Origin of the sequence: Aequorivita vladivostokensis, from assembly GCF_000952855.1 — a bacterium.
Classification (GTDB): domain Bacteria; phylum Bacteroidota; class Bacteroidia; order Flavobacteriales; family Flavobacteriaceae; genus Aequorivita; species Aequorivita vladivostokensis.
Genome location: NZ_JSVU01000001.1, coordinates 132,074 through 158,618 on the forward strand (window position 1 = coordinate 132,074; position 26,545 = coordinate 158,618).

20 protein-coding genes and 1 tRNA gene are annotated in these 26,545 nt (G+C 41.2%); 11 read left to right on the plus strand and 10 right to left on the minus strand.

Annotated features, from left to right (window positions below; genetic code table 11):
- Window position 1: 1 nt before the first annotated feature.
- Both MB09_RS16310 and MB09_RS00620 read left to right on the plus strand, forming a co-directional pair.
- Entirely contained in the window at window positions 2-871 is an 870-nt protein-coding gene (locus MB09_RS16310) for a T9SS type A sorting domain-containing protein (RefSeq protein ID WP_045078931.1), read from the plus strand.
- Window positions 872-928: 57 nt separating this feature from the next.
- Window positions 929-1,657 carry a hypothetical protein gene (locus MB09_RS00620; RefSeq protein WP_045078932.1) on the plus strand — a complete coding sequence of 243 codons (729 nt, stop codon included), beginning with the start codon at window positions 929-931 and terminating at the stop codon, window positions 1,655-1,657.
- Between the two features lie 408 nt (window positions 1,658-2,065).
- Here the strand turns inward: MB09_RS00620 and tsf are convergent, their stop codons facing one another.
- From tsf to polA, 6 genes are all read right to left on the minus strand, one after another.
- Window positions 2,066-3,031, minus strand: a complete 966-nt coding sequence (gene tsf, locus MB09_RS00625; RefSeq protein WP_045078933.1) for a translation elongation factor Ts — start codon at window positions 3,029-3,031, stop codon at window positions 2,066-2,068.
- A gap of 118 nt (window positions 3,032-3,149) precedes the next feature.
- The gene (gene rpsB / locus MB09_RS00630; protein ID WP_045078934.1) at window positions 3,150-4,034 is read right to left on the minus strand and encodes a 30S ribosomal protein S2; all 885 of its coding nucleotides are present in this window, start codon (window positions 4,032-4,034) and stop codon (window positions 3,150-3,152) included.
- 179 nt (window positions 4,035-4,213) lie between these two features.
- The gene (gene rpsI, locus MB09_RS00635; RefSeq protein ID WP_045078935.1) at window positions 4,214-4,600 is read right to left on the minus strand and encodes a 30S ribosomal protein S9; all 387 of its coding nucleotides are present in this window, start codon (window positions 4,598-4,600) and stop codon (window positions 4,214-4,216) included.
- Window positions 4,600-5,055, minus strand: a complete 456-nt coding sequence (gene rplM / locus MB09_RS00640; protein ID WP_045078936.1) for a 50S ribosomal protein L13 — start codon at window positions 5,053-5,055, stop codon at window positions 4,600-4,602. The genes rpsI and rplM overlap by 1 nt, the downstream gene beginning before the upstream one ends.
- 262 nt (window positions 5,056-5,317) lie before the next feature.
- Window positions 5,318-6,859, minus strand: a complete 1,542-nt coding sequence (locus tag MB09_RS00645; RefSeq protein WP_165586661.1) for a T9SS type A sorting domain-containing protein — start codon at window positions 6,857-6,859, stop codon at window positions 5,318-5,320.
- A gap of 108 nt (window positions 6,860-6,967) precedes the next feature.
- Window positions 6,968-9,808 (minus strand): DNA polymerase I, encoded by a 2,841-nt coding sequence (gene polA / locus MB09_RS00650; protein ID WP_045078938.1) that lies wholly within the window; start codon window positions 9,806-9,808, stop codon window positions 6,968-6,970.
- Between the two features lie 99 nt (window positions 9,809-9,907).
- Between polA and MB09_RS00655 the strand changes: the two genes are divergently transcribed.
- Entirely contained in the window at window positions 9,908-10,840 is a 933-nt protein-coding gene (locus MB09_RS00655; protein WP_045078939.1) for an isoaspartyl peptidase/L-asparaginase family protein, read from the plus strand.
- Window positions 10,841-10,888: 48 nt separating this feature from the next.
- Here MB09_RS00655 and MB09_RS00660 read toward each other — a convergent pair whose 3' ends face one another.
- The gene (locus MB09_RS00660) at window positions 10,889-11,761 is read right to left on the minus strand and encodes a cyanophycinase (RefSeq protein WP_045079316.1); all 873 of its coding nucleotides are present in this window, start codon (window positions 11,759-11,761) and stop codon (window positions 10,889-10,891) included.
- Window positions 11,762-11,857: 96 nt separating this feature from the next.
- Here MB09_RS00660 and cphA point away from each other — a divergent pair, with 96 nt between their 5' ends.
- The 5 genes from cphA to MB09_RS16320 all read left to right on the plus strand — a co-directional run bounded on the left by cphA (window position 11,858) and on the right by MB09_RS16320 (window position 17,997).
- Entirely contained in the window at window positions 11,858-14,494 is a 2,637-nt protein-coding gene (cphA, locus tag MB09_RS00665; RefSeq protein ID WP_045078940.1) for a cyanophycin synthetase, read from the plus strand.
- Between the two features lie 221 nt (window positions 14,495-14,715).
- Window positions 14,716-15,942, plus strand: coding sequence for a metallophosphoesterase (locus tag MB09_RS00670; protein WP_045078941.1), 1,227 nt, complete (start codon window positions 14,716-14,718; stop codon window positions 15,940-15,942).
- A gap of 55 nt (window positions 15,943-15,997) precedes the next feature.
- Window positions 15,998-16,294 (plus strand): thioredoxin family protein, encoded by a 297-nt coding sequence (locus tag MB09_RS00675; protein ID WP_045078942.1) that lies wholly within the window; start codon window positions 15,998-16,000, stop codon window positions 16,292-16,294.
- 228 nt (window positions 16,295-16,522) lie between these two features.
- A complete protein-coding gene (locus MB09_RS16315) occupies window positions 16,523-17,092 on the plus strand; it encodes a hypothetical protein (protein WP_240484786.1) in 570 nt (189 codons plus the stop codon).
- A 59-nt stretch (window positions 17,093-17,151) separates the two neighbouring features.
- On the plus strand, window positions 17,152-17,997 hold the full coding sequence (locus tag MB09_RS16320; RefSeq protein WP_240484787.1) for a hypothetical protein: 846 nt from the start codon (window positions 17,152-17,154) through the stop codon (window positions 17,995-17,997).
- Here MB09_RS16320 and MB09_RS00685 read toward each other — a convergent pair.
- Both MB09_RS00685 and MB09_RS00690 read right to left on the minus strand, forming a co-directional pair.
- Complete coding sequence (locus MB09_RS00685; protein WP_045078943.1) at window positions 17,984-18,622, minus strand: polysaccharide deacetylase family protein; 639 nt, start codon at window positions 18,620-18,622, stop codon at window positions 17,984-17,986. The two genes, MB09_RS16320 and MB09_RS00685, sit on opposite strands and share 14 nt — an antisense overlap.
- Before the next feature lie 27 nt (window positions 18,623-18,649).
- On the minus strand, window positions 18,650-21,973 hold the full coding sequence (locus MB09_RS00690) for a glycosyltransferase family 117 protein (RefSeq protein ID WP_045078944.1): 3,324 nt from the start codon (window positions 21,971-21,973) through the stop codon (window positions 18,650-18,652).
- Between the two features lie 190 nt (window positions 21,974-22,163).
- On the opposite strand from MB09_RS00690, the gene MB09_RS00695 reads away from it, so the two are divergent.
- Window positions 22,164-22,236, plus strand: a tRNA-Gln gene (locus MB09_RS00695).
- Between the two features lie 212 nt (window positions 22,237-22,448).
- On the opposite strand, the gene MB09_RS00700 is transcribed toward MB09_RS00695, so the two are convergent.
- On the minus strand, window positions 22,449-23,696 hold the full coding sequence (locus MB09_RS00700) for an NAD(P)/FAD-dependent oxidoreductase (RefSeq protein WP_045078945.1): 1,248 nt from the start codon (window positions 23,694-23,696) through the stop codon (window positions 22,449-22,451).
- A gap of 101 nt (window positions 23,697-23,797) precedes the next feature.
- On the opposite strand from MB09_RS00700, the gene MB09_RS00705 reads away from it, so the two are divergent.
- Together MB09_RS00705 and MB09_RS00710 are read left to right on the plus strand one after the other, a co-directional pair.
- The gene (locus MB09_RS00705; RefSeq protein ID WP_045078946.1) at window positions 23,798-25,324 is read left to right on the plus strand and encodes an HAL/PAL/TAL family ammonia-lyase; all 1,527 of its coding nucleotides are present in this window, start codon (window positions 23,798-23,800) and stop codon (window positions 25,322-25,324) included.
- Window positions 25,325-25,385: 61 nt separating this feature from the next.
- Window positions 25,386-26,519, plus strand: coding sequence for a WG repeat-containing protein (locus tag MB09_RS00710; RefSeq protein WP_045078947.1), 1,134 nt, complete (start codon window positions 25,386-25,388; stop codon window positions 26,517-26,519).
- Window positions 26,520-26,545: the final 26 nt, after the last annotated feature.

Sequence of the window (26,545 nt, forward strand, 5' to 3'; positions counted from 1 at the left end):
TATGAAAACTTATTTTTTAATATTTCTATTTAGTATATGCACAGCTGGTTATGCGCAAACAACCCAAATCCCAGATCCAAATTTTGAACAAGCGTTGATTGATTTGGGCATTGATAGCGATGGCACGTTAAATGGTCAAGTGTTAACGACAGATATACAGGACGTAACGACCCTAGAATTGATAAATAAAGGGATAGAAGATTTAACTGGTGTTGAAGGATTTGCCTCTCTTGAAAATCTGGATGTTACCAATAATATTCTAAGCAGTCTGGATTTAAGTAATAATATTCAAATTAAGGAATTAATCTGTTCCAATTGGGATGGATTTGCAAACATGAATATAACATCTTTAAACCTTTCTAACAATATAAATTTAGAATCACTTTACGCTGAAAATTTATTTTTATTGGAAGAGTTAAATCTAAAAAATGGCCATAATGCAATTTTGAACGTACTTTTAAGCTGTGATTTTGAAGGAACACCTTGCCAGCTTACGGAATTGGATTGTGTGAAGGTTGATGATGCGGTAGCCGCCACAAATAATGAAGCCCCTTATAATGGCTGGTACATAGCAGCAGATTTTATTTATTCCGAAGATTGCATCCTTGGCGTATCGGAATTTGGCGTTTCTACATTCTCCATTTACCCCAACCCAGCCAATAATGAAATGTTTTTAACTTCAGATAACACATCTGAAAATATTACCCTGAAAATTTATAACGTACAAGGCAAACTTTTAAGCACAAAAATTTTGGAGCTTCAAGACCAGAACTCGGCAGTAGATGTCTCCCAACTTGTCAGCGGCATCTACTTTCTAAACATAGAAGACGAAAACGGCAACACAACAATCAAAAAATTCATAAAACAATAACCCATTCACAAACTCACAAATTCACATACTCAATACTAACATCTAAATACTAAAAAAATGGCATCAAATTCAGAAGTAGGCCACGCTAAAAATGTAGCGAACTTCCAAGACCTAATCGCCTTTGTAGAAGGCTATGGCCCCATCTACAACCCCTCAAAAAACAGTCTAACCGCAGAACAGCTCACCGCCCTGCACGCCACGGCAAACGCCAGCCTGCAAAACGTAATCAACCTAAACACGGCATACAATGATGCTGTAAACAGCAGGGTAGAAGCCTTCGCAGACCTACGCCCCCTCAGCACCCGCCTTGTAAACGCCTTGGAGGCCACAGACGCATCCCAAGAAAAAATAGACGATGCCAAAGGCTACAACCGCAAGATCCAAGGCCAGCGGGCCACTAAAGAAGAACCCCTAGACCCAAACGTGCCTGCTCCCCGAAGGATCAGCGCCAGCCAACAGTCTTATGATCAGCTCATCCAGCATTTCGAAGGTCTAATCTCCGTCTTGGCCTCAGAACCAAGCTACGCCCCAAACGAAACCGAACTGCAAATAACATCCCTTCAGGCCCGCGCCCAAGATTTAAGCAATAAAAACAACCAAGAGGCAAGCGCAGACACCGCAGTGAGCAACGCCCGTCTGGAAAGAAACAGAATTCTCTATCAAGAAAACACAGGTCTGGTAGACACCGCCCTCGATGTAAAAAAATACGTCAAGTCCCTTTTCGGAGCCTCCAGCGCAGAGTACAATCAAATAAAGGGCATCAAGTTTAAAAAGTATAAAGATTGAACCTCCGCCCATTCAGTTAATAATAGGGTTTACAATCTAAACAGAAAGCAGGATTTTCATAAATAGCGCATCAACTTTTTATATTCTCGTTGCAACTTTTATACATTTTGCTTCCGCTTTAACAAATCTGCCCTCCGCTTTTTATATAATGGCGGGCGCATTAACAAATCTTGCGACCGCCTTATATATTTTAGCCTCCGCTTTAACACTTCTCACATTGGCTTTAACAATTCTTGTTTCCGCTTTAACAATTCTAGCGTTGGCTTTAACACTTCTTGCGTCCGCACTTATACTATTACCTTCCGCTTTCAACTATAATAAAAAGTACAATTCGTGTATGCGTGGTAAGCAAACAAAAAAAGAGGCTGAAATCAATCAGCCTCTTTTCATTTAAAATATGCTTGTAGTTTACGCCAAAGAAACTCTCTTAAAGCCTACAATTTCTACATCGCCATACGTTTTTACGTAATCTGCAACGCTCTTTTTGTCGTCCTTAATAAAGTTCTGGTCAAGCAACGCTTTTTCGTAGTCAAGCGTAGTGTTATCGCTGATGAAGCGCTCCAATTTCCCCGGAAGGATTTTGTCCCAGATTTGCTCTGGCTTGCCTTCAGCTTTCAATTCAGCTTTTGCATCAGCTTCGGCCTGTGCCAAAACTTCAGGAGTCAATTGCGCTCTTGAAATGAATTTGGGAACGTTTTTAAGTGTCTTGCCCAAACGGCCCAACTCAATATTGTCTTTCTCGATAGCTGCAATACGCGCTTCAGTTTCAGATTCTACAAAAGCAGGATCAAAGTCTTTGTAAGAAAGGGTAGTAGCACCCATAGAAGCCACTTGCATAGAAACATCTTTTGTCAATTCCTCAGCGTTATCAACGGCTTTTGAAAGACCAGTTAAAGCAGCAATCTTGTTTACGTGAACGTACGAACCTACAAATGGAGCTTCCAAAATTTCGTAACCGCCTATTTCTATCTTCTCACCTATAACACCAGTTTGCTCAGTCAATTTTTCAGCAACGGTCATTCCGCCAAAATCTGCAGCCAAAAACTCATCTTTTGAAGATGTATTCAGTGCAATCTCGGCCATTTTGTTTGCCATTTCAACAAAAGAATCGTTTTTGGCAACAAAGTCAGTTTCACAGTTTAATGAAATAGCCACACCTTTTGTGTTATCGCTATTTACTTTTGCTGTAGCCACACCCTCGCTAGAGTCGCGGTCTGCTCTTTTTTCTGCAATTTTCTGTCCTTTCTTTCTAAGGATAGATATTGCTTCTTCCATATTTCCGTCTGCCTCGACCAATGCCTTTTTACAGTCCATCATTCCGGCGCCGGTGGCTTGTCTTAGTTTATTTACTTCTGCGGCTGTTATGTTTGCCATTTTTATAAATTTTTAGTGTTGAGACACAATATATTGTGTCTGTACTTTTTTTATTGTGGTTTTCGTATGAGATGCACGTCCGTGCTTCCCTTTTGAGACGCACGTCCATGCGCCTCTACTATTCTTCTTCCTTAAGAACTTCTTTCTTTGATTTTTGACGCACAGGCTTCTTTGCCTCTTTCATATCTTCTACGTCTTCTTCGTCAGTTGAAGGAACTTCGGCTTTTACTTTTTTAGCTTCTTTCTCCTTTTTGGGAGCTTTGGCTTTTTTTGCCATTCCTTCTTCATCATCGCTATCGTCATCACTACCAGCTTTTCTTTCAGAAAGCCCTTCAATAATAGCTTCAGAAACAAAACTCATAATGCTCTCGATAGATTTTGAAGCATCATCGTTAGATGGGATTACGTAATCAATAACCCGTGGGTCACTGTTGGTATCAACCATTGCGAAGATCGGGATGTTCAATTTCATAGCTTCTGCAACCGCAATGTGCTCGCGGGTTGTGTCCACCACAAAAAGTGCTGCGGGAAGACGGCTCATATCAGAAATGGAACCTAAGTTCTTTTCCAATTTAGCACGAAGACGATCTACGGCCAAACGCTCTTTCTTTGAAAGGGTGTTGAAAGTACCGTCCTGCTTCATTCTATCAATAGAAGCCATTTTCTTAACGGCCTTACGGATAGTTACAAAGTTGGTAAGCATACCGCCTGGCCATCTTTCAGTGATGTAGGGCATGTTTGCGTTCTTTGCTTTTTCAGCAACAATGTCTTTTGCTTGTTTTTTGGTAGCTACAAAAAGAATTTTGCGTCCACTGGCCGCAATTTTCTTTAGGGCGGCATTGGCCTCCTCGATTTTTGCAGCGGTCTTGTAAAGGTTGATAATGTGGATCCCGTTGCGCTCCATATAGATATACGGCGCCATGTTTGGGTTCCATTTGCGGGTTAGGTGGCCAAAGTGCACACCAGCTTCAAGTAAGTCTTTTACTTCTACTTTTTTTGCCATTTTGTTTTAGTTTACGTTCTGTGAAAGGATAGCAACCTGTTCCTAAATTATGGATTTGGTTTAGATGCTAAACTAACTCCGCCAAAGACGGATAACAGCTTTTTTAATTAATAATGAATATGAACTTTTCAACTTTAATTGGGTATCCCCAAAGAGATACCCAATCTAGTTGAGTAATATTAACGTTTAGAGAACTGGAATTTCTTACGCGCTTTCTTCTGTCCGAATTTCTTGCGCTCTACCATTCTTGGGTCTCTTGTAAGCAAACCTTCTGGTTTAAGGATGCCACGATTTTCATCGTTAAGCTCGCACATAGCGCGGGAAATTGCAAGACGGATGGCTTCTGCCTGTCCTGTGATTCCACCTCCAAATACATTTACCGAAATATCGAAAGTCTTCTCGTTATCTGTAAGTGTTAAAGGTTGTTTTACTTTATACTGAAGTGTTCCAGTTGGAAAGTAGTTTTCCAACTCGCGCTTGTTGATGGTAATGTTTCCTTTACCTTCTTTAAGGTACACACGTGCAACAGCGGTCTTTCTTCTGCCTATTTTGTGAATTGTCTCCATTACTTGTTGTCGTTAAGGTTAATAGTTCTAGGTTTCTGTGCTTCCTGTCCGTGGTTTGCATCTGCATACACTTTTAGGTTTCTGAACATTTCTGCGCCCAATTTGTTTTTAGGGAGCATACCTTTCACAGCTTTTTCAACAAGCCTTGCAGGGTCTTTTTTGTACATTTCGGTAGCGGTAAGACTACGTTGCCCACCGGGATAGCCTGTGTGGCGAATGTACGTTTTGTCATTCCATTTGTTGCCTGTAAGTTTTACGTTACCGGCGTTAATAATAATTACGTTATCACCACAATCTACGTGAGGGGTGAAACTTGGCTTGTGCTTTCCACGAAGTAATTTAGCAACTTCGCTGGCAAGACGACCCAATGCCTGGCCGTCCGCATCTACTAGCAACCATTCTTTTACAACGGTATTCTTGTTAGCAGATACTGTTTTGTAACTTAATGTATCCATTAGTTTTTTGTCAATAGGTTAATAAATCATTGTTTCTCACCCTTTAAACAAAACGGATTTTGTCTAAGAGGGGTGCAAATGTAGTGTTATTTATTTGAAAAGCAAGGGGTGGGAAATAAATTTTCTTTGAAAAACTTGACTTAAGACCGCTTACTTCGACAGGCCTGCCTGCCGGCAGGAAGGCTCAGCACAGGTCGCTGAAAGACGTAAGACATAAGACCAAAATAATTCTGAATTCTGAATTCTGAATTCAGAATTAAATTTATTCTTTCACAAACTTTTTCAAAGCCACATTTTTCCCGGAATACAGCTGCAAATAATAAACTCCGGAAGCCAAGCTGGAGACATCTATGGCTGGGGAAACGGTGTTAACCTCCAGTTGCAAAACTTTGCTGCCCGTGATTGTGTAAATGTTTATTTGGTCTATGGTTTTCTCTTGGGTATTTAGTTGCAATTTGTTTTTTGCTGGGTTGGGGTAGAGGGTTATTGTGGTGTTGAAAGGATTTTCTTCTAAGCCTAAGGTTGCAGCATGTTTTATAATCCAAAAATCAGCTTCCCCTCTACTATTTTCAGTTTTATCTCCAGATATATTTGAAGAAGATTGGCCGCAAATCATAAAGCTACCATCGTTATTTTGAATTGCTTTTGGAAGTCTTTCCCCCAACGAGCCATCTATATCATTTTGCCATTCAATTATGCCTACAGAATTAAGTTTCAATATCCAGAAACTCTGGCTGTCTTCAAATGTGTTATCTGTTTTATCCCCAGAAATATTTGAAAGAGAGCTTCCGCTGATAAAATATCCTCCATCAGAAGTTTCTAGAACCGTAAGGGGAATGTCACCTGAGGCTCCGCCAATAGTATTTTGCCAAATAATGTTGCCAGTTGAATCTAACTTTAACACCCAATAATCTTGAAAACCTTGCGAATCTTCCGTCTTATCTCCAGAAGCATCAGAATTTGATTGCCCAATCGCCATATATCCTCCGTCATCTGTTAATATAAAATTTGTCAAAAAATCTTCTCCATCTCCACCATAAATTTTTTCCCACATAGAGCCGCCGTTTATATTTAATTTAGAAACAATATAATCACTAAAAATACCAGGTGTTCCCGTACCGGCTAATATAAAACCGCCATCGTTGGTTAATTTAGCATTGCTTAAAAAAGAATTCGCAAAAAAATCATATCCCTTTTGCCATAAAATATTTCCATTTGCATCTAATTTTAGAATCCATATATCGCCTACAACTGTTTTGTCTCCAGATATTTCTGAAGAAGCTGTGCCGCCAATTAAAAAACTTCCATCTGCTGCCTGTTCAACGTCTGAAACCGTGTCATTTTCATTACTTCCTATTGTGTTTTGCCACATTATATTTCCTGCTTCATCCAGCTTTAGTATCCAATAATCTGTTCCTCCTAGAGAATTTTCAGTTTTATCACCAGATATATCAGAACTAGAATAACCTAGTAATAAGAAGCCATTATCCGATGTTTGAATGATTTTTCTTAAGTAATCATCCTCACTGCCACCTAAGGTTCTTTGCCATTGAATATTACCCGAGTTATCAAGTTTTAATATCCAATAATCGTAACCTCCTCTAGAATTTTCAGTTTTTTCTCCTGAAATGTTAGATTCTGAATAACCTCCAACTGCAAATCCCCCATCATTTGTTGGTGTGATAAAAGCTGGTTGATCCCATTCACTCCCCCCAATAGTCCGCTGCCAAAGAATGCTCGGGTCTTGGGCGTAAATAACAATTATATTAAGCAACAATGTTAAAACTGTAATGGTCTTTTTCATAATATTTTTCATTTGGGTCTTTGGGGTGCAATATTTTATTTATAAAAAATAAATTTTTGGAATTTGGTATTTGGAATTTGTCCTTTTGGGATTTTCGCCGCAAGGCGTTTAATGCGCCTCCAGCCAATTCTCCCCAACGCCCAAATCTACATCCAACGGCACGGTAAGTTTATAAGCGTGTTCCATTTCGTGCTTTACCATGGTTTTTAGTTTTTCAAGCTCAGGTTTATAGGCGTCAAAGACCAATTCATCATGCACTTGAAGCAGCATTTTGCTTTTGTAATTTTCTGCTTCCAACTTTTTGTGAATGTTGATCATCGCAATTTTAATAATATCCGCCGCACTTCCCTGGATTGGAGCATTTACGGCGTTTCGTTCCGCGGCACCACGTACTACCTGGTTGCTTCCGTTGATGTCTTTTAAATAGCGTCTTCTTCCCAAAACGGTTTGCACATAACCATTTTCACGGGCAAACTGAATTTGTTCACTTATAAAATTCCGAAGTTTTGGATAGGTTTTATAATAGGTGTCAATCAAATCCTTCGCCTCTGTTCGGGACAGGTCGGTTTGGTTGCTGAGGCCGAAAGCTGAAACGCCGTAAATAATCCCAAAGTTTACGGTTTTGGCATTGCTTCGTTGTTCGCGGGTCACTTCACTTAAAGGAACATTAAAAACTTTTGAAGCCGTGGAGGCGTGAATATCCTCGCCATTTTTAAAGGCTTCAATCATATTGTCCTCTTCGCTCAACGCGGCAATAATGCGGAGTTCTATTTGCGAATAATCCGCCGCCATTAAAACGTAATCCTCGTTTCTGGGGATAAACGCTTTTCGCACCTCGCGTCCGCGTTCGGTGCGAATTGGAATATTCTGCAAGTTCGGATTGTTGCTGCTCAAACGGCCCGTGGCCGCGACGGTCTGCATATAATCTGTGTGAACTCTGCCAGTCGTTGGTTCCACCTGCCCCGGAAGCGCATCAACATAGGTGCTTTTCAGCTTGGTGAGCCCTCGATATTCCAAAACATCGCGGATTATTTTATGGTCTTTCGCCAAATAGGAAAGCACGTCCTCGGCGGTGGAGTATTGCCCCGTTTTGGTTTTTTTCGGCTTGTCTATCAGTTTCATTTTTCCGAAGAGAATATCGCCCAACTGTTTTGGCGAAGCGATGTTGAAGGTTTCACCAGCTTCTTCATAAATATATTTTTCAAGTTGAAGAATATCCCTGTCCAACGCTTCCGAAAGGTTTTGGAGGAAATCTTTGTCCAGATTGATGCCCTCCAATTCCATAGCCGCCAAAACCCGAAGCAACGGCACTTCAATCTCGTCAAACAGTTTTTGGGTATTTGCCTCACCCAGCTCTTTTTCGAAATGTTCCTTCAATTGAAATGTTACATCGGCATCCTCCACGGCATATTCGGTCTGTTTCTCAATTTCAACATCGCGCATATTGAGTTGGTTCTTTCCTTTTTTGCCAATCAATTCCGTAATGGAAACGGGGGTGTAATTCAAATACGTTTCGCTGAGAACGTCCATATTGTGGCGCATATCTGGGTTTATAAGATAATGCGCGAGCATGGTGTCGAACAATTTTCCTTTAACTGAAATGTTATATTTCGCCAAAACCTTGATGTCGTATTTCAAATTCTGACCAATCTTTTCAATGGATTCATCTTCAAAAAACGGACGTAGTGCTTCCAAAAGCTGTTGCGCTTCTTCTTTATTTTCTGGAAACGGAATGTAAAACCCTTTTCCCTTTTCCCAAGAAAAAGCAATGCCGACAAGTTCTGCTTCCAACGGATTCAAACTTGTGGTCTCGGTATCAAAACACACACTCTTTTGCTTCATCAAATTCTGAAGAAACAGTTTGGTGCCCATTCCGGCCTGTACGGTTTGATAGAAATGTTCGGTATTTTCAATAGTAGCACGGGAATTATAGCTTTTTATTTCTTCGGCTGCTTCGCCATCGCCGCCAAAAAGTGAAAATTGACCACTGCCTGCGGACGAAGCGGTTGTTTTTTTCGCGGTTTCAGAATTTGAAATCTGCGTCACTTTTTCCGCAGCGCCTTCTTCTGAAAACAGTTTTAAAAACTGCTCTTTCAATCTTCGGAATTCCAGTTCCTCAAAAATCTGCTGTACTTTTTCGCCATCGGGCATGGAGAGCTCGTAATCTTTTTCATTGAAAGTAACATCGCAAGTGGTGCAGATTGTGGCGAGTTTTTTGGACAGGAGTCCCAACTCGGCATTTTCTTCCACCTTTTCCCGCATTTTGCCTTTCAGCTTATGTGTATTTGCCAAGAGGTTTTCCATGGAGCCAAATTCCGCGATGAATTTCTTTGCGGTTTTTTCGCCTACGCCCGGTAGGCCGGGAATGTTATCACTGGCATCGCCCATCATTCCGAGATAATCGATTACCTGCTCGGGGCGCTCAACGCCAAAACGTTTTTGAACTTCCGGAATGCCCCAAATCTCAATGGCGTTGCCCATTCGTGCGGGACGGTACATAAAAATATTTTCGGTTACCAATTGGCCAAAATCCTTATCGGGCGTAACCATAAAAACTTGGTATCCCTGTTTTTCTGCCTGTTGCGCAAGGGTGCCGATAATATCATCAGCCTCCAAGCCTGAAAGTTCCACGCAGGGAATGTGCATTGCCTTAATTATTTCTTGGATAATCGGGATGGATTGACGGATTACGTCAGGCGTTTCATCTCGGTTTGCTTTGTAATCCGCAAACATTTCGGTGCGTTCGGTGCTTCCGTCCTTGTCGAAACAAACGGCCAAATGGTCGGGGCGTTCGCGGCGGATAACATCAAAAAGCGAATTGAGAAACCCCATAATGGCAGAAGTGTCCTGCCCTTTGGAGTTAATAGTTGGATTTTTTATAAGTGCGTAATACCCTCGAAAAATAAGGGCGTAAGCATCGAGAAGGAAAAGGCGTTTTTGGGTGGACATTTTGGATTTTTTAGACGAATTCCAAAACTACAAAACTTCTTCAATGGTGCGAAATTAATTGAATTGCAATTCGTATTTTTCCGCCCTAAAATATTTCAGATGAAAAAATATTCCCTAGTAATCCACGGCGGCGCCGGAACGCTCGTAAAGGGCTTGATGACCCCGGAAAAAGAGGAAGCATATAAAATTGCCTTAAATGAAGCGCTTGAAAAGGGCTATGCAATTTTAGAAAATAACGGGTCGGCGATGGATGCGGTGGAAACTGCCGTAAACCATTTGGAGGATTCCCCGCTTTTCAACGCGGGAAAAGGAAGCGTTTTCACCAACGATGGCACCCACGAAATGGACGCCGCAATTATGGATGGGAAAACGCTGGATGCAGGTGCGGTTTCATTGATAACGGGAATTAAAAACCCAATCTCCTTGGCGCGCGATATAATGGAAAAAACCGAGCACGTTTTTTTGGCAGGCGAAGGCGCGATGCGGTTTGCAAAAAGCTTGGGCTATACATTGGAAACCCCGGAGTATTTCTATGACGAACACCGCTACCAACAATGGCAAAATATAAAGGACAGCGACAAATTTCAGTTGGACCACAGTATGAAAAAGGAAGGCAAGTTTGGCACCGTGGGCGCAGTGGCCTGTGATAAAAAGGGGAATATTGCCGCCGCAACCTCAACCGGAGGGATGACCAACAAGCGTTGGGGCCGTGTAGGCGACAGCCCAATGGTTGGCGCGGGTACGTATGCTAACAATAAGACCTGTGCCGTGAGCTGTACGGGCAGTGGTGAATACTTTATCCGTGGCGTGGTGGCGTATGATGTTTCTTGCTTGATGGAATACAAAGGAATGTCCGTGGAAGAAGCCGCTTCCGAAGTAATCAACAAAAGAGTTTTGGAAATTGGCGGCGATGGCGGTTTGATTGCCGTTGATGCCGACGGAAACATTGCGATGCCCTTCAATACCGAGGGAATGTACCGTGCTTTTAAGACCTCCGAGGAAAAAAAGGAGATTAGTATTTATAGAGATTGATGCTTTCTTTCCCACCGCTTATTTCAACAGACAATATATAGCTAATCGCTACAAGGTTTCAACGTCTGTCATTTCCAAATGGATGGGCGAAATATGCACACGCTTCTCCTTAATGTCCAGTTTATCGCCGTTGGCCAAAATATGTGTTTTCAAATTTGTTATTGACATAGGGGAACCCTCCGGCACCACGTCACGATTATTGTGTATTAGCCTGCGTGGGTCAAAAAGAATGACCATCCCGGAGCCTATTACTTCGCAGTTGTTTCGGTTTTTGATGACCATACCTGTGTCTTCGGCAAGGCCGATTCCAATTTTCATGGGAAAACGGGCTACCGCCTCCGCCAGCCTTCCGAAGCGGCCACGGCGAATAAAGTGCGAATCAATTATGAAATTTGGAATGTAACCCATACCCTTGCCCATATTAACCGCGCCTTTAGTAAAGGCTTCCTGCACGCCACCGCCGGTAATCATTTCCTCGCTCATGCACATGGCGCCCGCGCTGGTTCCGGCAATTACGAATTCTTCATTTTCGTATTTTTCCTTTATAATTTGGTTCAGCGTAGTGCCGCCTATGTACTTCACTATTTTGGATTGATCGCCACCTGAAAACATAACGCAGTTGGCTTCTTTCATCAAATTGAGGAATTCGGGATTTTCAGCTTCCTCGCGGCTTCTAATATCCATGATTTTCACATTCTTGCAACCCAATTTTTGGAATGCAGAAAGGTAGTTCTCGCTCACTTCCACCGGAATACTGGATGCTGTGGGAATTACGATTATATGTGCATCTATGCCGCCACTTTCACGTACCACGCGTGCCAAAATACCCCGCTGTATATATTCCAGCGTATATCTTTCATTTTCTCCATTTCCTTTGTCTTCATTTCCACCTATGGGGATCAGTGTGCCTTTTACGCTCATGAATTTATTTGATTTGCGGGCAAAAATACGGTAATTGTTATAAAAATTAATCATATATTTATCAAATTCGAACTAAACTAACAAATCCATCCACTTATGCGAATTAGAGAAATCAACGCCATGCGGGGACCAAATTACTGGTCTATAAGCCGTAATAAATTAATTGTAATGGTTCTGGATCTGGAAGAGATGGAAGAACTTCCTTCAAACAAGATTGACGGGTTTAATGATCGGCTTAAAATGATGTTTCCCAGCATGTACAGCCATCGTTGCAGCGTGGGGGAACCGGGCGGATTTTTCCAACGCGTGGAGGAAGGCACTTGGATGGGCCACGTTATTGAGCATATAGCCTTGGAAATACAAACTTTGGCCGATATGGATACAGGTTTCGGTAGAACGCGTGGTTATGGAGAAAAGGGCGTTTACAATGTGGTTTTCAGTTATATTGAAGAAAATGTGGGTCGCTACGCCGCCAAAGCAGCTGTTGATATTTGCAAGGCGCTTATTTCGGGAGATAGTTACGATTTGGAAGCAGATATCCAGCGGATGCGCGAAATCCGCGAGGATGAGCGTTTAGGGCCCAGTACAGGTTCTATTGTTGAAGAGGCTGAAGCTCGCGGCATTCCGTGGATTCGTTTAAATAAATACTCGCTTTGCCAACTGGGTTATGGCGCCAATCAGAAAAGAATTCAGGCCACGGTAACTTCTGAAACGAGCAGTATAGGTGTTGAAATAGCCTGCGACAAGGAAGACACCAAATATCTTCTGGAGCAAGCTGAGGTGCTCGTTCCCCGTGGTGATATTATTGGTCGTGAGAGCAGTTTGGAGGCTGCCTGTAGATACGTTGGGTTTCCCTTGGTTGTAAAACCGGTGGGCGGAAACCACGGTCGCGGAATAACGGTAAACATTAAAAATTATGAAGATGCTTTAGTGGCATTCCACACCGCAAAAAATGTTTCTTCAAAAGTAATTGTTGAAAAATACATCACGGGCGAAGATTACCGCCTCTTGGTGATCAACAATGTTTTGGTTGCGGCTGCCAAACGCACCCCGGCAAATGTAGTGGGAGATGGAAAATCGACAATAAAGGAATTGGTTGATGAGGTGAACAAAGATTCCCGTCGTGGTTACGGGCACGAAAATGTACTCACAAAAATCACTATTAATGATTTAACCAAAACCATTATTGCCGTAAAGGGATATACTGAAGATTCCGTTCCTGCAAAGGGTGAAACTGTAATCTTAAAGGATACGGCAAACTTGAGTACGGGCGGTACGGCAGAGGATGTTACGGATATTGTGCATCCTTCTAACGTTTCCATGGCGGAGCGCATTTCAAAAATAATAGACCTCGACATTTGTGGAATTGATATAATGACCACAGACATAAGCAAGCCTTTGGAGGAAACGGGCGGAGCGGTACTGGAGGTAAACGCGGGCCCTGGATTTAGAATGCACCTTGCACCAACTACTGGTTTGCCACGAAATGTTGCAGCCCCGGTGGTAGATAAATTATTTCCGCAACAGGGAAATACGGGACGTATTCCTATTATTGCCACTACGGGTACCAATGGCAAAACTACCACCACGCGCCTTATAGCGCATATGGCAAAAATGAAGGGATACAGAGTAGGTTACACCACCAGTGATGGCGTTTATATTCAGAATAGATTGTTGATGAAGGGAGATTGTACGGGGCCCGCAAGTGCCGAATTCGTATTAAAAGATCCTACCGTGAATTTTGCGGTTCTGGAATGTGCCCGTGGAGGGTTGTTGCGTGCGGGACTTGGTTTTAAAAAGTGCGATGTGGGCATCGTTACAAATGTTGCGGCAGACCACTTAGGACTGAAGGGAATACATACCATAGAACAATTGGCAAAGGTAAAAGGGGTAATTCCCGAAACCGTTTTGCCGGACGGCTATGCCATTTTAAATGCTGATGACGATTTGGTTTATGAAATGCGAAGAAGTATCAATTGCAACTTGGCGCTTTTTTCTATGGATGAGGAAAATCCGCGGATAAAGGCACTTCAAAAATTAGGTGGCATAACTGCTATTTATGAAAATGGATACGTAACCCTGTGCAGGGGCACTTGGAAGATGCGTATTATGAAAGCCGAAAATATTCCGTTGACGTATGGAGGAAAAGCGACGTTTATGATTCAGAACATCCTTCCGGCCGTAATAGCCGCAAACGTTCGCGGAATAGGAATTGAGGATATGAAAGTGGCTTTGGAAACTTTCATTCCCTCCGCATCTCAAACTCCTGGTAGGTTGAATCTTTTTAAATTTGAAAATTTCAGTATTCTATTGGATTATGCCCACAATCCCGCCGGAATGCGCGCGCTACAGGATTTCACCAATAATTTGGAGGCAACCGTAAAAGTGGGCATCATCGCGGGTGTAGGCGATAGAAGGGAAGAGGATACCAATGAACTGGGAAGCATTGCAGCCGAGATGTTTGACGAAATAATTATAAGGCAGGATAAAAATCTGCGTGGAAAATCAGAGGAGGATCTAATTAAGATGCTGGACGCGGGGATTAAAATGAAGGATCCGCACAAGAAAACTACGATTATCCCTTCAGAAAAGGAAGCTATTACCCACGCAGTCAAAAATGCCCAAAAAGGTGCTTTGATTATTTGTTGTAGCGATGTTATTCCGGACGCGTTGGAACTTGTCATGAAATTTAAGGAACAGGAAAGCAAGGGCGAACTAAAATTCGCACAATAAAAAAATCATCGGCCCTTAATTTTAAAGTAAAATCAGGAGTTATTCAACTATAGCCCGCACTTCTAATGCGGGCTTTCTTTTATTGATTTTTCTTGAAGGAATTCTCCAATTAGAACTAGTGGTCTTAAGATTTAAAAAGAAAGGAGATATAAACCGTTAAATTAAAGTGAACTGCCATTTCAGATTTTTAAAACGTATTATCTTTAAAAATTCTTACATCTATGCGCTGGATTCTATTTATAATTTTCTACATACTTATTGATATATATGCCTTTCAGGCGGTACGCACCCTCGCCAGGAATTCTTGGATACACGGCGTATATGTTTTGCTTTCAATCTTGATTTTGGCTGCGCTGATATACCAAATCTCGAACATGGGAGCCGGAAAGGTTATGGACATAAACACCATGTATGTCTTCGGTATTTTTCTAACCTTTTTTGTCCCAAAACTTATAATAGTGGTATTTATGTTTGGTGAGGATATAGGTAGATTTTTTACGGGAATATTCATGAAAGTGGCCGGTAGCGATGAAGCTCAATTTATGGCTTCCCGCAGAAAGTTTGTAAGTACAATCGCCTTGGGCATTGCCGCTATTCCTTTTACATCGCTATTGTATGGAATGATTCAGGGGAAATATAATTACAAAGTGTTGAAATATGTGTTGGAGTTTGAAGATTTGCCTGGGGAATTTGAAGGTTTCACCTTAACACAGATCAGTGATATTCACAGTGGCAGTTTTGACAACCGAAACAAGGTGGAATATGCTATAAACCTGATCAACGAACAAAAAAGTGATGTAATCTTATTTACGGGCGATTTGGTAAACAATATTGCCGATGAAATGAACGACTGGAAGCAACTCTTTTCCACATTAAAAGCTCCCCATGGAGTCTTTTCGGTTTTGGGGAATCATGATTATGGCGATTATGTGAAATGGGAAAGCGATTCAGAAAAAGCTGGGAATCTTCAGAATTTAAAAAAGCTGCAAAAAGACATGGGCTGGAACTTGCTCTTGAATGAAAATCGCTATCTCAAAAAAAACGGACAAAAGATAGCTTTGATAGGTGTTGAAAATTGGGGCGAGAATGGATTTAAACAGGCCGGCGATTTGGACAAGGCCTGCCAAGGAATTTTGGAAGACGATTTCAAAATTTTAATGAGCCACGACCCATCACATTGGCAGTCAAAGGTGAAGAAAGACCCGCGCCATTTTCATCTAACGTTGAGCGGCCATACGCACGGCATGCAGTTTGGCATTGAAATACCGGGAATATTAAAATGGAGCCCCATAAAGTACAGATATAAAAACTGGGCAGGAATTTATGAAGAGTTTGGAAGGTTCATAAATGTAAATCGGGGCTTCGGGTTTTTGGGCTATCCGGGAAGGGTGGGAATCTGGCCGGAAATCACTGTTATCCAACTTAAAAAGAAACAGAATACCGTATAATAATTGGGAAATGTTATATTTGTAAATACAATTGTTCAACTAACACATTAGGCAAATGTCAAAATTTGGAGAATTAATTGAAACAAGAGTTCCGGTTCTGCTGGACTTTTATGCGGAATGGGACGACGCCTGCAAGGAAATGCACCCCGTATTGAGAGATGTTGCGGCTGCACTTGGCGACAAAGCCCGCGTCATTAAAATTGACGTTGAAAAGAACAAAGAACTGGCCGAAGCACTTCGGGTTAAAGGACTTCCCACGTTAATGATCTATAAAAATGGCGAAATGAAATGGCGCCAAAGCGGGGAACAGGATGCCAATACGCTAATTGGTCTCGTAAACGAATATGTTTAGACCCTCTAAACCCCTCATTTATTTATCAGTACATTCCTTTATTTCATAAAAAAATATGGAAAAAAGAGTATTTTGATAAGTATTTTCTTCTTTTCCCCCTCTTTCTTTTAGTTTATTGTATTTCCCACAATAAAAGTTAAAATTTTAAAATTTTATCGTTAAAGTGATTGTAAATTCGGATTAAGTCTTTTAATTTGTCCGAAAAATTTTACATTATCCCCAACTGCTATGAAAAAATCCTACATTCCTTCTTCCTTAATTGGAGGAATCGTTCTTTTCGTTTTTTTATTTTCCGCATCGGCTATCCAAGCGCAGGTGGGAATTGGGACAACGAACCCTAATGCCTCTTCGGCACTTGATATTTCTTCCACTACAAAGGGTTTGCTTACCCCGAGGATGACTACCGCACAACGATTGGCAATAACAACTCCTGCCAATAGTCTGTTAGTTTATGATACATCTCTGGAATCGTTTTATTATTATGACACAACCCCTGCGCCCGGTGCGTGGATTAGAATAAACTCGGGTTCCAATCAAAGGAATAATTATGTTTTGGTAAAAAGCGCGGCAGACCTGCCTAGTCCCATTAGTGGCACGATCACTTTGCTTTCCAATACATATTATGAAATTAATGGAACGATCACGTTAACAGGATCAATAAATTTGAATAATGCCTACGTTGCGGGACTTGATGCCAATGAAGATGTGTTGTCTTACCTAGCGGAACTGTTTTTGCAGGAAATACAGGTGGCAGTATTAGAAATATTACCATTAAGGGTGCACATGCTTTCAATATAACCGGCCCTGGAATTTCCACAAACTCTTCACTTCTTGTACAAAATACAATTATAGATGGAATGACCACGGATGTAGGTAATATATCCGGGTTGGGGCTTTATTTTGGAAATATTGTTCAGTTTCTAAATAATGCCAATGGAATAACCTATAGTAATATTGGAAATCTTCTGCTTAGCAATCAAGGGTGGTTTGGGGGAAATAATGGGACATATGAAAAATTCACTGGCAATTTTGGGTTGATTGAAAAAGTAAGTGGTTTTAGTACAGTTAATGGAACTGCTGTTGCGATTGATGTAAGTACAACAGGTTTGGCCGTATCGAATGGTGTAATGAATGGAACCGTATTTTCAGGCACGAGTACTACTTATATAAAAGCCTATGGAGCTGCTAATACATATCCTGGGTATAATTTTAGCAATGCTTGGGCGGTGAACTGTCCTGGGATTCCTAGAGAGTCTGACGATGTTGCGACGGGAAATATTGTTTTAAAAACAAATACACCGACTACATTTTCAACCACAGGACCAAAAAAATTAAATGTAGAAACAAATTCCTCCAATCTATTCAGATTTACAAAGGAGGGTGAAAATCGAATTATGTATAAAGGAGAAAAGAAAAGGTTTTTTCAGATATTCGGATCTTCTTCTTTTAGTGCCACAGACGATACATTTGGTCTTATTATTTATATTGCAAAGGGAAATGGTACAGGTGCTGCATCGGTTATTAATGAAACTAGAGTATATGGAAAGGGTGCGACAGCCTTATTTTCTGATGGAGGGCTCCTAAGTTTACCTATTGCCGCCTCAATTGAGCTTAAAAAAAATGATTATATAGAAATATGGGTGGAAAGAAATGTGGGTTCCGGTAACTTAAACACTCTCTCGTTAAATGTCACGGCACAATAAGATTGTTAATAATTCTAGAATTCAACCTGTTTTTATCTATAACCTCCAAAACCTTCGGCAAAACAAACCGAAGGTTTTTTTCTGCCTTTAAGCTATCGTGAAATACGATTACACTTCCGGGCTTTATGTTTTTCAGTACATTTTGAAGGCATTTTTCTGGAGAAGTATTGGCGTCATAATCATAGCTAATGATATCCCACATCACAATTTTAAAACCTTTGCGCTGAAGAATTTTTGCTTGTTTTGAAGTGATTTTTCCATAGGGCGGTCTGAATAATCTTATATCTTGAATCTTGAATTTTGAATTGTTTCCCATCTGTCCTTCAGCTTTGTCAACATTTTCAATATATTCGGAAGTGGCTTTCCAACCGTTCAAATGATTAAAGGTGTGATTGCCCACCGAATGCCCTTCGGAAAGAATTCTTTGGAAAATCTCGGGATGCTTTTGAACATTTTCGCCTATGCAGAAAAAGGTGGCTTTTGCATTGTACTTTTTTAACTCATCCAAAACCCAAGGGGTTACTTCAGGAATTGGGCCGTCGTCAAATGTGAGGTAAATGGATTTTTCTTCACGCGAAAATGCCCAAATCCGTTCAGGGTATAACCGCTGAATGAATCTGGGCATTTTGACGAAATTAAAATTCAAAACGTTCTAGTTTATCGGTACATTTTCATCTACTTGCTTGGTTGGTTCAAGTTCCATTTGATCAATAAGGGATGAGTCTACCGGAATTTCTATAGTGGAATCCCTCTCAATATCTTTGTCCAAATCCATAGCCTCATCGGGAGAGTAGAAATGGCGGAAGCGTTTTAAATAATCATTAAATTCCTTGGCCTCGGCTCTGCCGTACTGCTCTTCATCATAAACCACCACCAATTGCACCAAACTTCGGTAGCGTTCCATATCGCTTATAATATCTTGTGCCAGGGCACGCTGTTTATTAAACTTCAGACTGTTGTAATATTCCAGATTTTCTTGGTATTTTTTGGAAACATCCTCGTACACTTTTCGGGCTTTTTCAGGCTTGTCCAGTTCATAATAACCTATAACGAAGGGTTCCAGCAGGGAGTAGTATTCAAAATACTTAATAGGCATTTTCTCCATTGCCAGATCGAGGATTTTTTCTGCCTTGTCATTCTTTCCTTCGTTGATTAGTGCTTCTGCAAGGCGCGCAAGATTGCTTCGGTAGGTAATACCGTTTCTTCGCGTTTCGGTATCGTGGTAAATGTCTGGGCTACCGCTATTGCCCCAATCCCAGTCCATGACAATATTGTACATTTTTTCGGTGTCAATTCTACCCATATCAAATGGGCTTCTTTTGTTTAACGGGGTTTTTATAGGAACCAATTTATAGACCACGCCATCCAGTTGAAGATAATCTTTCATCCACAAATAATCATCATCGCCAAAACTGCCACCGCTAAAGTAAATAGGACGCTCCCAATTATTGTTGGCAATAATGTCCAGCATCATCATGCGGTTTTTATAGATAACATCGCCTTTTAGATTTATATCTATATAAGGAACAATCTTATCGGCATCTTTTGGATCGACAATTCCATTTTCTAATACAGTTTCCTTATCCACAGGAATGCGGATTACTTTTGAAGGAAATGTATTTACCATTTGCCCGTTTTGCAACTCCACTTGCGTGGCGGGACTGTCGCTGGCCACAAAATTCATCCAGGTTTTGATGTCAATGGTGTCTTTGTTGGTCTGTTGATAAAATAGATAATCGCGCGTTCCCCAGCGGTATTTGTCATGCGTTAATTGCGAAGGTATTGGGTCGCTGGTAAACGCTTTTTTCTTCATATCGTCAATATACCAATCGGTTTGGAACAAACTGGTGTTTACCACGCGTACATCCTGGCGGTAGCCTTCAATGTTTTGGGCATACCAAAGCGCAAAAGTATCATTGTCGCCAATGGTAAATAATATGGCGTTTTTATCACAGGAGTCCAGGTACATTTTGGCCATACTCTGTGCGGTGTAACGGTTGCTTCGGTCGTGGTCGTCCCAGTTTTGGGTGGCGAGCAAAACCGGCGCCGCCAAAGTGGTAATTACTAGTACAACGGGCAATGCTATTTTCGGTTTTAAGTATCCTTTTGCGAGGTCAAAAAGGGCATACACTCCGTATCCGATCCACATGGCAAATACGTAAAAACTTCCCACCAGCGCATAATCGCGCTCGCGAGGCTCAAAGGGTCTTTCATTCAAATAAACTTTCAGCGCCAATCCCGTAAAAAGGAAGAATACGAGCAAGACCCAAAAACTTTTTTGGTCATTTTTAAAGTGAAATACCAAGCCTATGATTCCTAATATCAGCGGCAGAAAGAAGTAGGTGTTCCGCGCCTTGTTTTCTTTCATATCGGTAGTGAGGTGGTCTTGATTGCCCAACCGGAGTTCGTCTATAAATTTGATGCCGCTTATCCAGTTGCCGTGCATATCGGTGTATTGGCCCTGGACATCGTCTTGCCTTCCTGTGAAATTCCACATAAAATAGCGCCAATACATATAGCCAAACTGAAACTCGAGCATAAATCTCATATTCTGAAAAAAGGAAGGTTTTTGGATGTCTATATATTGTCCAAAATTCTTCAGAAACTTGTCGTAATCGCTCTTATCAACCAAACCTTGGTTATAGGCTTGCTTAAACTTGTTTACTTCCTCCACGAGTCGGGGCTCATTTAAAAATTCACTTTTAACTGAAAAATCCAATCCGCCCGTGAATTCCATATAGTTGGCATTATGCTCCGTGCTCCACATACGGGGCATAAAGGCTTTCTGCGAATCATCGGTGTTCTGTCCGGCGTTTTTATAATTGTTTACGATAACGTATTTGCCGGTAGCCTCATCTTTTTCGTATTTCGGCTTTTCATCTTTATAGGGGTTGTCCTTGTCCAGCCCAACATAGGTTTCGGTGAAAAGAGGGCCATAAAAAAGATGGGTTTCGGGATACTGCTCACGGTTGTAATACGCCAAAAGTTCCCGCGCGTTGTTTGGGTTGTTTTCGTTAATTACGGTCCCCGCATTTGCGCGAATGGGCAGCATCAACCAGCTTGAAAACCCAATGAATATAAACAGTACGCACAGCAAAAGCGTATTTAATTGCACAAATCCCTTTTTTCGGGTGGCTCGAAGTCCATAAACAAAAAGCACAATAAAAAGTAGTGCGGCAAAAATGGTCCCCGAGTTAAACGGAAGGCCGATGGTATTTACGAAGAACAGTTCCGAGGCACTGAAAAATTTCATCGTCATGGGCAGTAAAAGCTTGAAGATGAAGAGCAGGATGGCCACGGTAACAATATTGGCTATGATAAAGTTTTTTACCGTAACGGTTTTATAATGTTTGAAGAAATACAAAAACCCAATCGCGGGAATGGTAAGTAGGGCCATAAAGTGCACCCCGAAAGAAAGCCCAACGATAAAGGCGATTAAAATAACCCAGCGGTTCCCGCGCGGTTCCAGCATTTCGCGCTCCCAGCGGAGGGCGGTGTAAAACAGAACCGACATTAAAAAGGCCGCACTGGCGTAAACTTCGGCCTCTACGGCATTGAACCAAAAGCTATCGGTAAACGCAAATGCCAACGAGCCCACGGCAGCACTTCCAATGATTGCAATGGCACCAGTTTTTTCTATTTCATTATGTTTGGAAACCAAATTGGTTAACAGTATTGTTAACGACCAAAACATAAATAATATGGTAAATGCGCTGGCGAAAACAGACATTAAGTTAATGGTAAGCGCAATTTGCGAAGCTTCTGCGGCAAAAATGGAGAAAAAAGCGCCGAGCAATTGATAGAGTGGTGCTCCCGGAGGGTGGCCTACCTCTAAGTTACTGGCGGTGGTAATATATTCGCCCGCATCCCAAAAACTGGCGGTAGGCTCCACGGTTAACCAATATGTTGTCAGTGCAATGGCAAAGACAAGCCAACCCGTGATTTTATTCCATTTTGTAAAGTTAAAAGAACCCATAAGCGCTTAAAAAATTTTATGGGACGAATTTACTAATAATATAGATAGCCCCAAGTATGTAATTGAGGTAACGTACAATCTGCTTTGATATTTTTGCCAAAGACACAGTTTGAAAAATTCGAATTATTTTTTGCGATAAAATATTTGCACAACACAAAGTTTGTATTAAATTTGCCCCTCATTATGGAATTGGCCCATGGTGTAACTGGCAACACGTCTGGTTTTGGTCCAGAAGAGTCTAGGTTCGAGCCCTAGTGGGCCAACAAAAGTCTCAGTCTTTTTTAGATTGGGACTTTTTTTATTCCAAAATATTTAAGTCGAGAAGTTTACCCTGAGCGAAGCCGAAGGGAGCCCTAACGGGCCAACAGAAAAAATCCCAATTTTTCGAAATTGGGATTTTTCATTTTTAAACAACCGTTATTGATTTAATTTCGGTGGTGGTAATTTAGAATTATGGCATGCTTTAATTCTACAATTACAACAATGCCCGTTCATTTTCCATATCAATAACCTTCGCAACCGTTTTTACAAGACGGTTGTGGTTTTTTACGAACGGATTGGTCTCATCCCAAACATAACCAGCAAGCACAGCGCAAATCTGTTCTTTGATCACAGGATTTTCGGGGCGGTGGAAAAATATTTTCTGAAGATTGCCGGTGTACCATTCGCTAACGTACGTTCTAAAAACATCAACGCCTTTCATTATATAGCCCGTGTAATCCTGTTCCCAATCCACTTTTTCGCCATTTAATTCTTTGGTTATTAGTTTGGCAGCTTTCACGCCCGATTCTGTTGCAAACGTAACGCCCGAGGAGAATACGGGGTCCAAAAATTCGGCGCTATTTCCCGTAAGGGCATAACCTTTTCCGTAAAGTTGTTTTACGGCTTTTGAATAATTTTTGATAATATGTGGCTCAAAAAGGAAGTCCAAATCTTTTAGCCTATCGTAATAATAGTCGGAAATTTTCAGCATTTCCTTAAGCTTTTCAGCATTTGTCCCTTTAAAAGATTCAATAAACTCCGTTGGTCCTACAAAGCCAATGCTCGTATTTCCGTTTGAAAAAGGAATGACCCAAAGCCAAACTTCATCTTTCACCACATCAAAGGTAATAAGCGTTCCCTCTACACCTTCGGGGCGTTCGGTTTCTTTTACATGTGTGAAGATTGCGGAATTTGCTTCAAGGGTAGAAGGCTTGTCCAAATCCAGCAGTCGAGGCAAAACCCTGCCGTAACCACTACTATCAATAATAAACTTTGCGCGGATCTTGTATTCCTTTCCTTCTTCGGTTTTAACGGTTGTTGTGGAATGGCCGTTTTCGTCAAATTCCACAGCAGTAACTTGGTGGCCGAAGGAAACATCCACACCTTTTTTCACTATTTCTTTGGCAAGCGTATGGTCAAAATCTGCCCGCGGAACCTGCCAAGTATAATCCCAGCCCGGGGTGTGTTTTTTCGAAAAATCGAAATTGCACACAATATCATCCTTCAAAAATCGGGCTCCTGCCTTAATTTCAAATTGCTGTTCCATCAAACAATCCAAAAGTCCAGTTTCCTCAAAATGGTCCATACAGCGCGGCAACAGACTTTCGCCAATCACGAAGCGCGGAAATTTACTTTTTTCAACCACTTTGGAACTTATTCCGTTGTTTTTTAAGTAGGAAGAAGCAACACAGCCAGAAGGTCCTGCGCCAATAATTAACACATCAACAGCAATATCATTCATATTATTAAGATATAGATTGTTAAAAAATTCTAAATTTGCATTCTAAAGTTACCAAATTATTTAAGACCGAAAAGTTAATAAATCAATTGATTCAACTATAAATGCCAACATTACAAGGAAAACTGGAAACAGCCGATTTTGATAAAATCATTTTCAAAAACGAAGCCGTCCAACTTCACAAAGATATAATAGAAAGAGTTCAAAACAGTTTCGACTTTCTGAAAGAATTTTCTGAAAATAAAATTATTTACGGGGTCAATACAGGTTTCGGCCCGATGGCGCAGTACAAAATAAAGGACGACGAGCGCATCCAGTTGCAGTACAACCTTATCCGCAGTCATGCTTCGGGAACTGGAAATGCTATTCCGGCACAATACGTCCGTGCGGCTATGCTTGCGCGCATGAACACGCTAAGCCTTGGAAACAGTGGCGTTCACCCTTCCGTCATTAAATTGATGGGCGAATTGCTCAACAAAAATATTATTCCACTTATATATGAACACGGTGGCGTTGGTGCCAGCGGCGATTTGGTCCAACTTGCCCATTTGGCGTTGGTGTTGATTGGTGAAGGCGAAGTTTTTTATAAAGGAGAGCGCAGGAATACGGAAGAAGTTTTCAAAATTGAAAACCTTCAACCCATAAAAGTGGAGCTGCGCGAAGGATTGGCTTTAATGAACGGAACGTCAGTAATGACGGGAATTGGCGTTGTAAACGTGCTTTACACAAAACGAATTATGGATTGGATGATTAAAGCTTCATCTGCCATAAATGAAATTGTAAAAGCATATGACGACCATCTTTCTTTTGAATTGAACGAAACCAAAAAACACAAGGGCCAGCGCCAAATTGCCGAAATGATGCGCAGTCATTTAAAGGACAGTAATCTTACCCGCAAGCGCGAACACCATTTGTACAACGGTTCAAAAAACGAAGAGGTGTTTGTTGAAAAAGTACAGGAATATTACTCGCTTCGCTGCGTACCACAAATTTTGGGACCTGTTTTGGACACGCTCAATTCCGTTGAAAAAATATTGATTGAAGAAGTAAATTCAGCAAACGACAACCCGATCGTGGATGTTGAAAAACGAAATGTATATCACGGCGGAAACTTTCACGGCGATTATGTTTCCCTTGAAATGGACAAGCTGAAAATTGTAGTTGCAAAAATGACGATGCTTGCCGAGCGTCAATTGAACTATTTATTGAATTCAAAATTGAACGATATACTTCCGCCTTTTGTGAATTTGGGAAAACTTGGGCTAAATTTTGGAATGCAGGGCGTTCAATTTACAGCTACTTCCACAACCGCCGAAAGCCAAATGCTTAGCAACCCCATGTATGTGCATAGCATCCCGAACAACAATGACAATCAGGACATTGTAAGTATGGGCACCAATGCGGCGCTTATTACAAAAAAAGTGATTGAAAATGCTTTTGAAGTGGTTGCAATAGAGCTAATAACCATCGTCCAAGCCATTGAATATTTGAAGGTGCAGGACAGCGTTTCTTCCGAAACCAAAAAAATGTATGATGAAATTCGTGCCATCGTCCCAGTTTTTAAGGAAGATGTCGCAATGTATCCGTATGTCAATAAAGTGAAAGAATTTTTGATGGATTCTTCAAAATAAGAACGGAATAATTTTGTAAATTGTTCGACTCTCCTCAACTAACTCAAAAAATTATATAATTATGAAAACAATTTTTTCCTTCACACTTATTCTTTTAATGGGCGCTACAGCAACTTTTGCACAGGAACTTGCTTTGGTGCGCGACAATGATTTGTTCGGCTACATCAACAAAACGGGTGAGTACGCCATCCAGCCACAATTTGAAAAGGCAGATAGTTTTTCAGGGAAACTTGCCGCTGCTATGAAAGACAAAAAATGGGGTTTTATCAATACCTCCGGCGAATGGGTTATCCAGCCGCAATACGACCGCGTAAAAGCTTTTAATTCTGGCTATGCGTTGGTAGAATTGGATAAACAGTGGAAGTACATTAACGCCAAGGGCGAGACCCTAAGCACTCCCGCAACCGATAAATACTATGATTTTGACGACGGTGTTGCCATTATCCGCAGCGGTGAAAAAATAGGTTTGATGGATACCAGCGGAAAAACAATTTTGGAGCCTAAATATGATGAAATAAAAGGCTTCAACAATGGTTATGCAAAATTCAAGAATGGTGAAACTTGGGGATTGCTGAGCAAAAAAGGCGAGGTATTTGTACCCGCAGAATATGATGAAATAGGCGATTACAGTAAAAACGGTATTTGGGCACGAAAAGGCGACAGTTTTGGCGTGCTCGTTAACGGAACATTTACCCCAATCAGCGGGGTAGACAAAATTTGGGATTTTACCAATGATTCCTCGCTAACCTACGCCCGAAGCAATAAAAAAATGGGTTTCATTAATGCGAAGGGAGAATGGGTAATACAGCCTGCTTATGATAAAGTACGTGCATTTAATGCTGGACTTGCTCCTGTAAATCTAGGGAAGGAATGGGGCTTTATTAATGAAAAAGGTGAAAAAGTGATCGACGCTAAATACAGAGACGCCGAGATTTTTGCAGATAATGGTCTGGCTCCAGTAAAAGAGAAAAAACTTTGGGGTTTTATCGATAAATCTGGAAAGCTTATAATTCCTATGGAGTATGACATTTCAATTGGCATGTTCGGCTTTTTGCAAAGCGGTTCCGAAAAAGGATTTCAAAATGGTCTTGCCCGTGTAAAGAAAAACAAGGAATGGGGTTTTATAGATGAAAAAGGTCAAGTGGTTGGCAAATGGCACCAAAACGCCGAGGTGTTTGTGGATACTTCGAAATAGAATATAAAAGAGTATTCAGTGGGAAG

Bases quoted from the DNA above. Each gene is read 5' to 3' on its own strand.
- MB09_RS16310 (WP_045078931.1), top strand. From the start codon at position 2: ATGAAAACTTATTTTTTAATATTTCTATTTAGTATATGCACAGCTGGT.
- MB09_RS00620 (WP_045078932.1), top strand. From the start codon at position 929: ATGGCATCAAATTCAGAAGTAGGCCACGCTAAAAATGTAGCGAACTTC.
- tsf (WP_045078933.1), bottom strand. From the start codon at position 3,031: ATGGCAAACATAACAGCCGCAGAAGTAAATAAACTAAGACAAGCCACC.
- rpsB (WP_045078934.1), bottom strand. From the start codon at position 4,034: ATGGCAAAAAAAGTAGAAGTAAAAGACTTACTTGAAGCTGGTGTGCAC.
- rpsI (WP_045078935.1), bottom strand. From the start codon at position 4,600: ATGGAGACAATTCACAAAATAGGCAGAAGAAAGACCGCTGTTGCACGT.
- rplM (WP_045078936.1), bottom strand. From the start codon at position 5,055: ATGGATACATTAAGTTACAAAACAGTATCTGCTAACAAGAATACCGTT.
- MB09_RS00645 (WP_165586661.1), bottom strand. From the start codon at position 6,859: ATGAAAAAGACCATTACAGTTTTAACATTGTTGCTTAATATAATTGTT.
- polA (WP_045078938.1), bottom strand. From the start codon at position 9,808: ATGTCCACCCAAAAACGCCTTTTCCTTCTCGATGCTTACGCCCTTATT.
- MB09_RS00655 (WP_045078939.1), top strand. From the start codon at position 9,908: ATGAAAAAATATTCCCTAGTAATCCACGGCGGCGCCGGAACGCTCGTA.
- MB09_RS00660 (WP_045079316.1), bottom strand. From the start codon at position 11,761: ATGAGCGTAAAAGGCACACTGATCCCCATAGGTGGAAATGAAGACAAA.
- cphA (WP_045078940.1), top strand. From the start codon at position 11,858: ATGCGAATTAGAGAAATCAACGCCATGCGGGGACCAAATTACTGGTCT.
- MB09_RS00670 (WP_045078941.1), top strand. From the start codon at position 14,716: ATGCGCTGGATTCTATTTATAATTTTCTACATACTTATTGATATATAT.
- MB09_RS00675 (WP_045078942.1), top strand. From the start codon at position 15,998: ATGTCAAAATTTGGAGAATTAATTGAAACAAGAGTTCCGGTTCTGCTG.
- MB09_RS16315 (WP_240484786.1), top strand. From the start codon at position 16,523: ATGAAAAAATCCTACATTCCTTCTTCCTTAATTGGAGGAATCGTTCTT.
- MB09_RS16320 (WP_240484787.1), top strand. From the start codon at position 17,152: ATGACCACGGATGTAGGTAATATATCCGGGTTGGGGCTTTATTTTGGA.
- MB09_RS00685 (WP_045078943.1), bottom strand. From the start codon at position 18,622: ATGCCCAGATTCATTCAGCGGTTATACCCTGAACGGATTTGGGCATTT.
- MB09_RS00690 (WP_045078944.1), bottom strand. From the start codon at position 21,973: ATGGGTTCTTTTAACTTTACAAAATGGAATAAAATCACGGGTTGGCTT.
- MB09_RS00700 (WP_045078945.1), bottom strand. From the start codon at position 23,696: ATGAATGATATTGCTGTTGATGTGTTAATTATTGGCGCAGGACCTTCT.
- MB09_RS00705 (WP_045078946.1), top strand. From the start codon at position 23,798: ATGCCAACATTACAAGGAAAACTGGAAACAGCCGATTTTGATAAAATC.
- MB09_RS00710 (WP_045078947.1), top strand. From the start codon at position 25,386: ATGAAAACAATTTTTTCCTTCACACTTATTCTTTTAATGGGCGCTACA.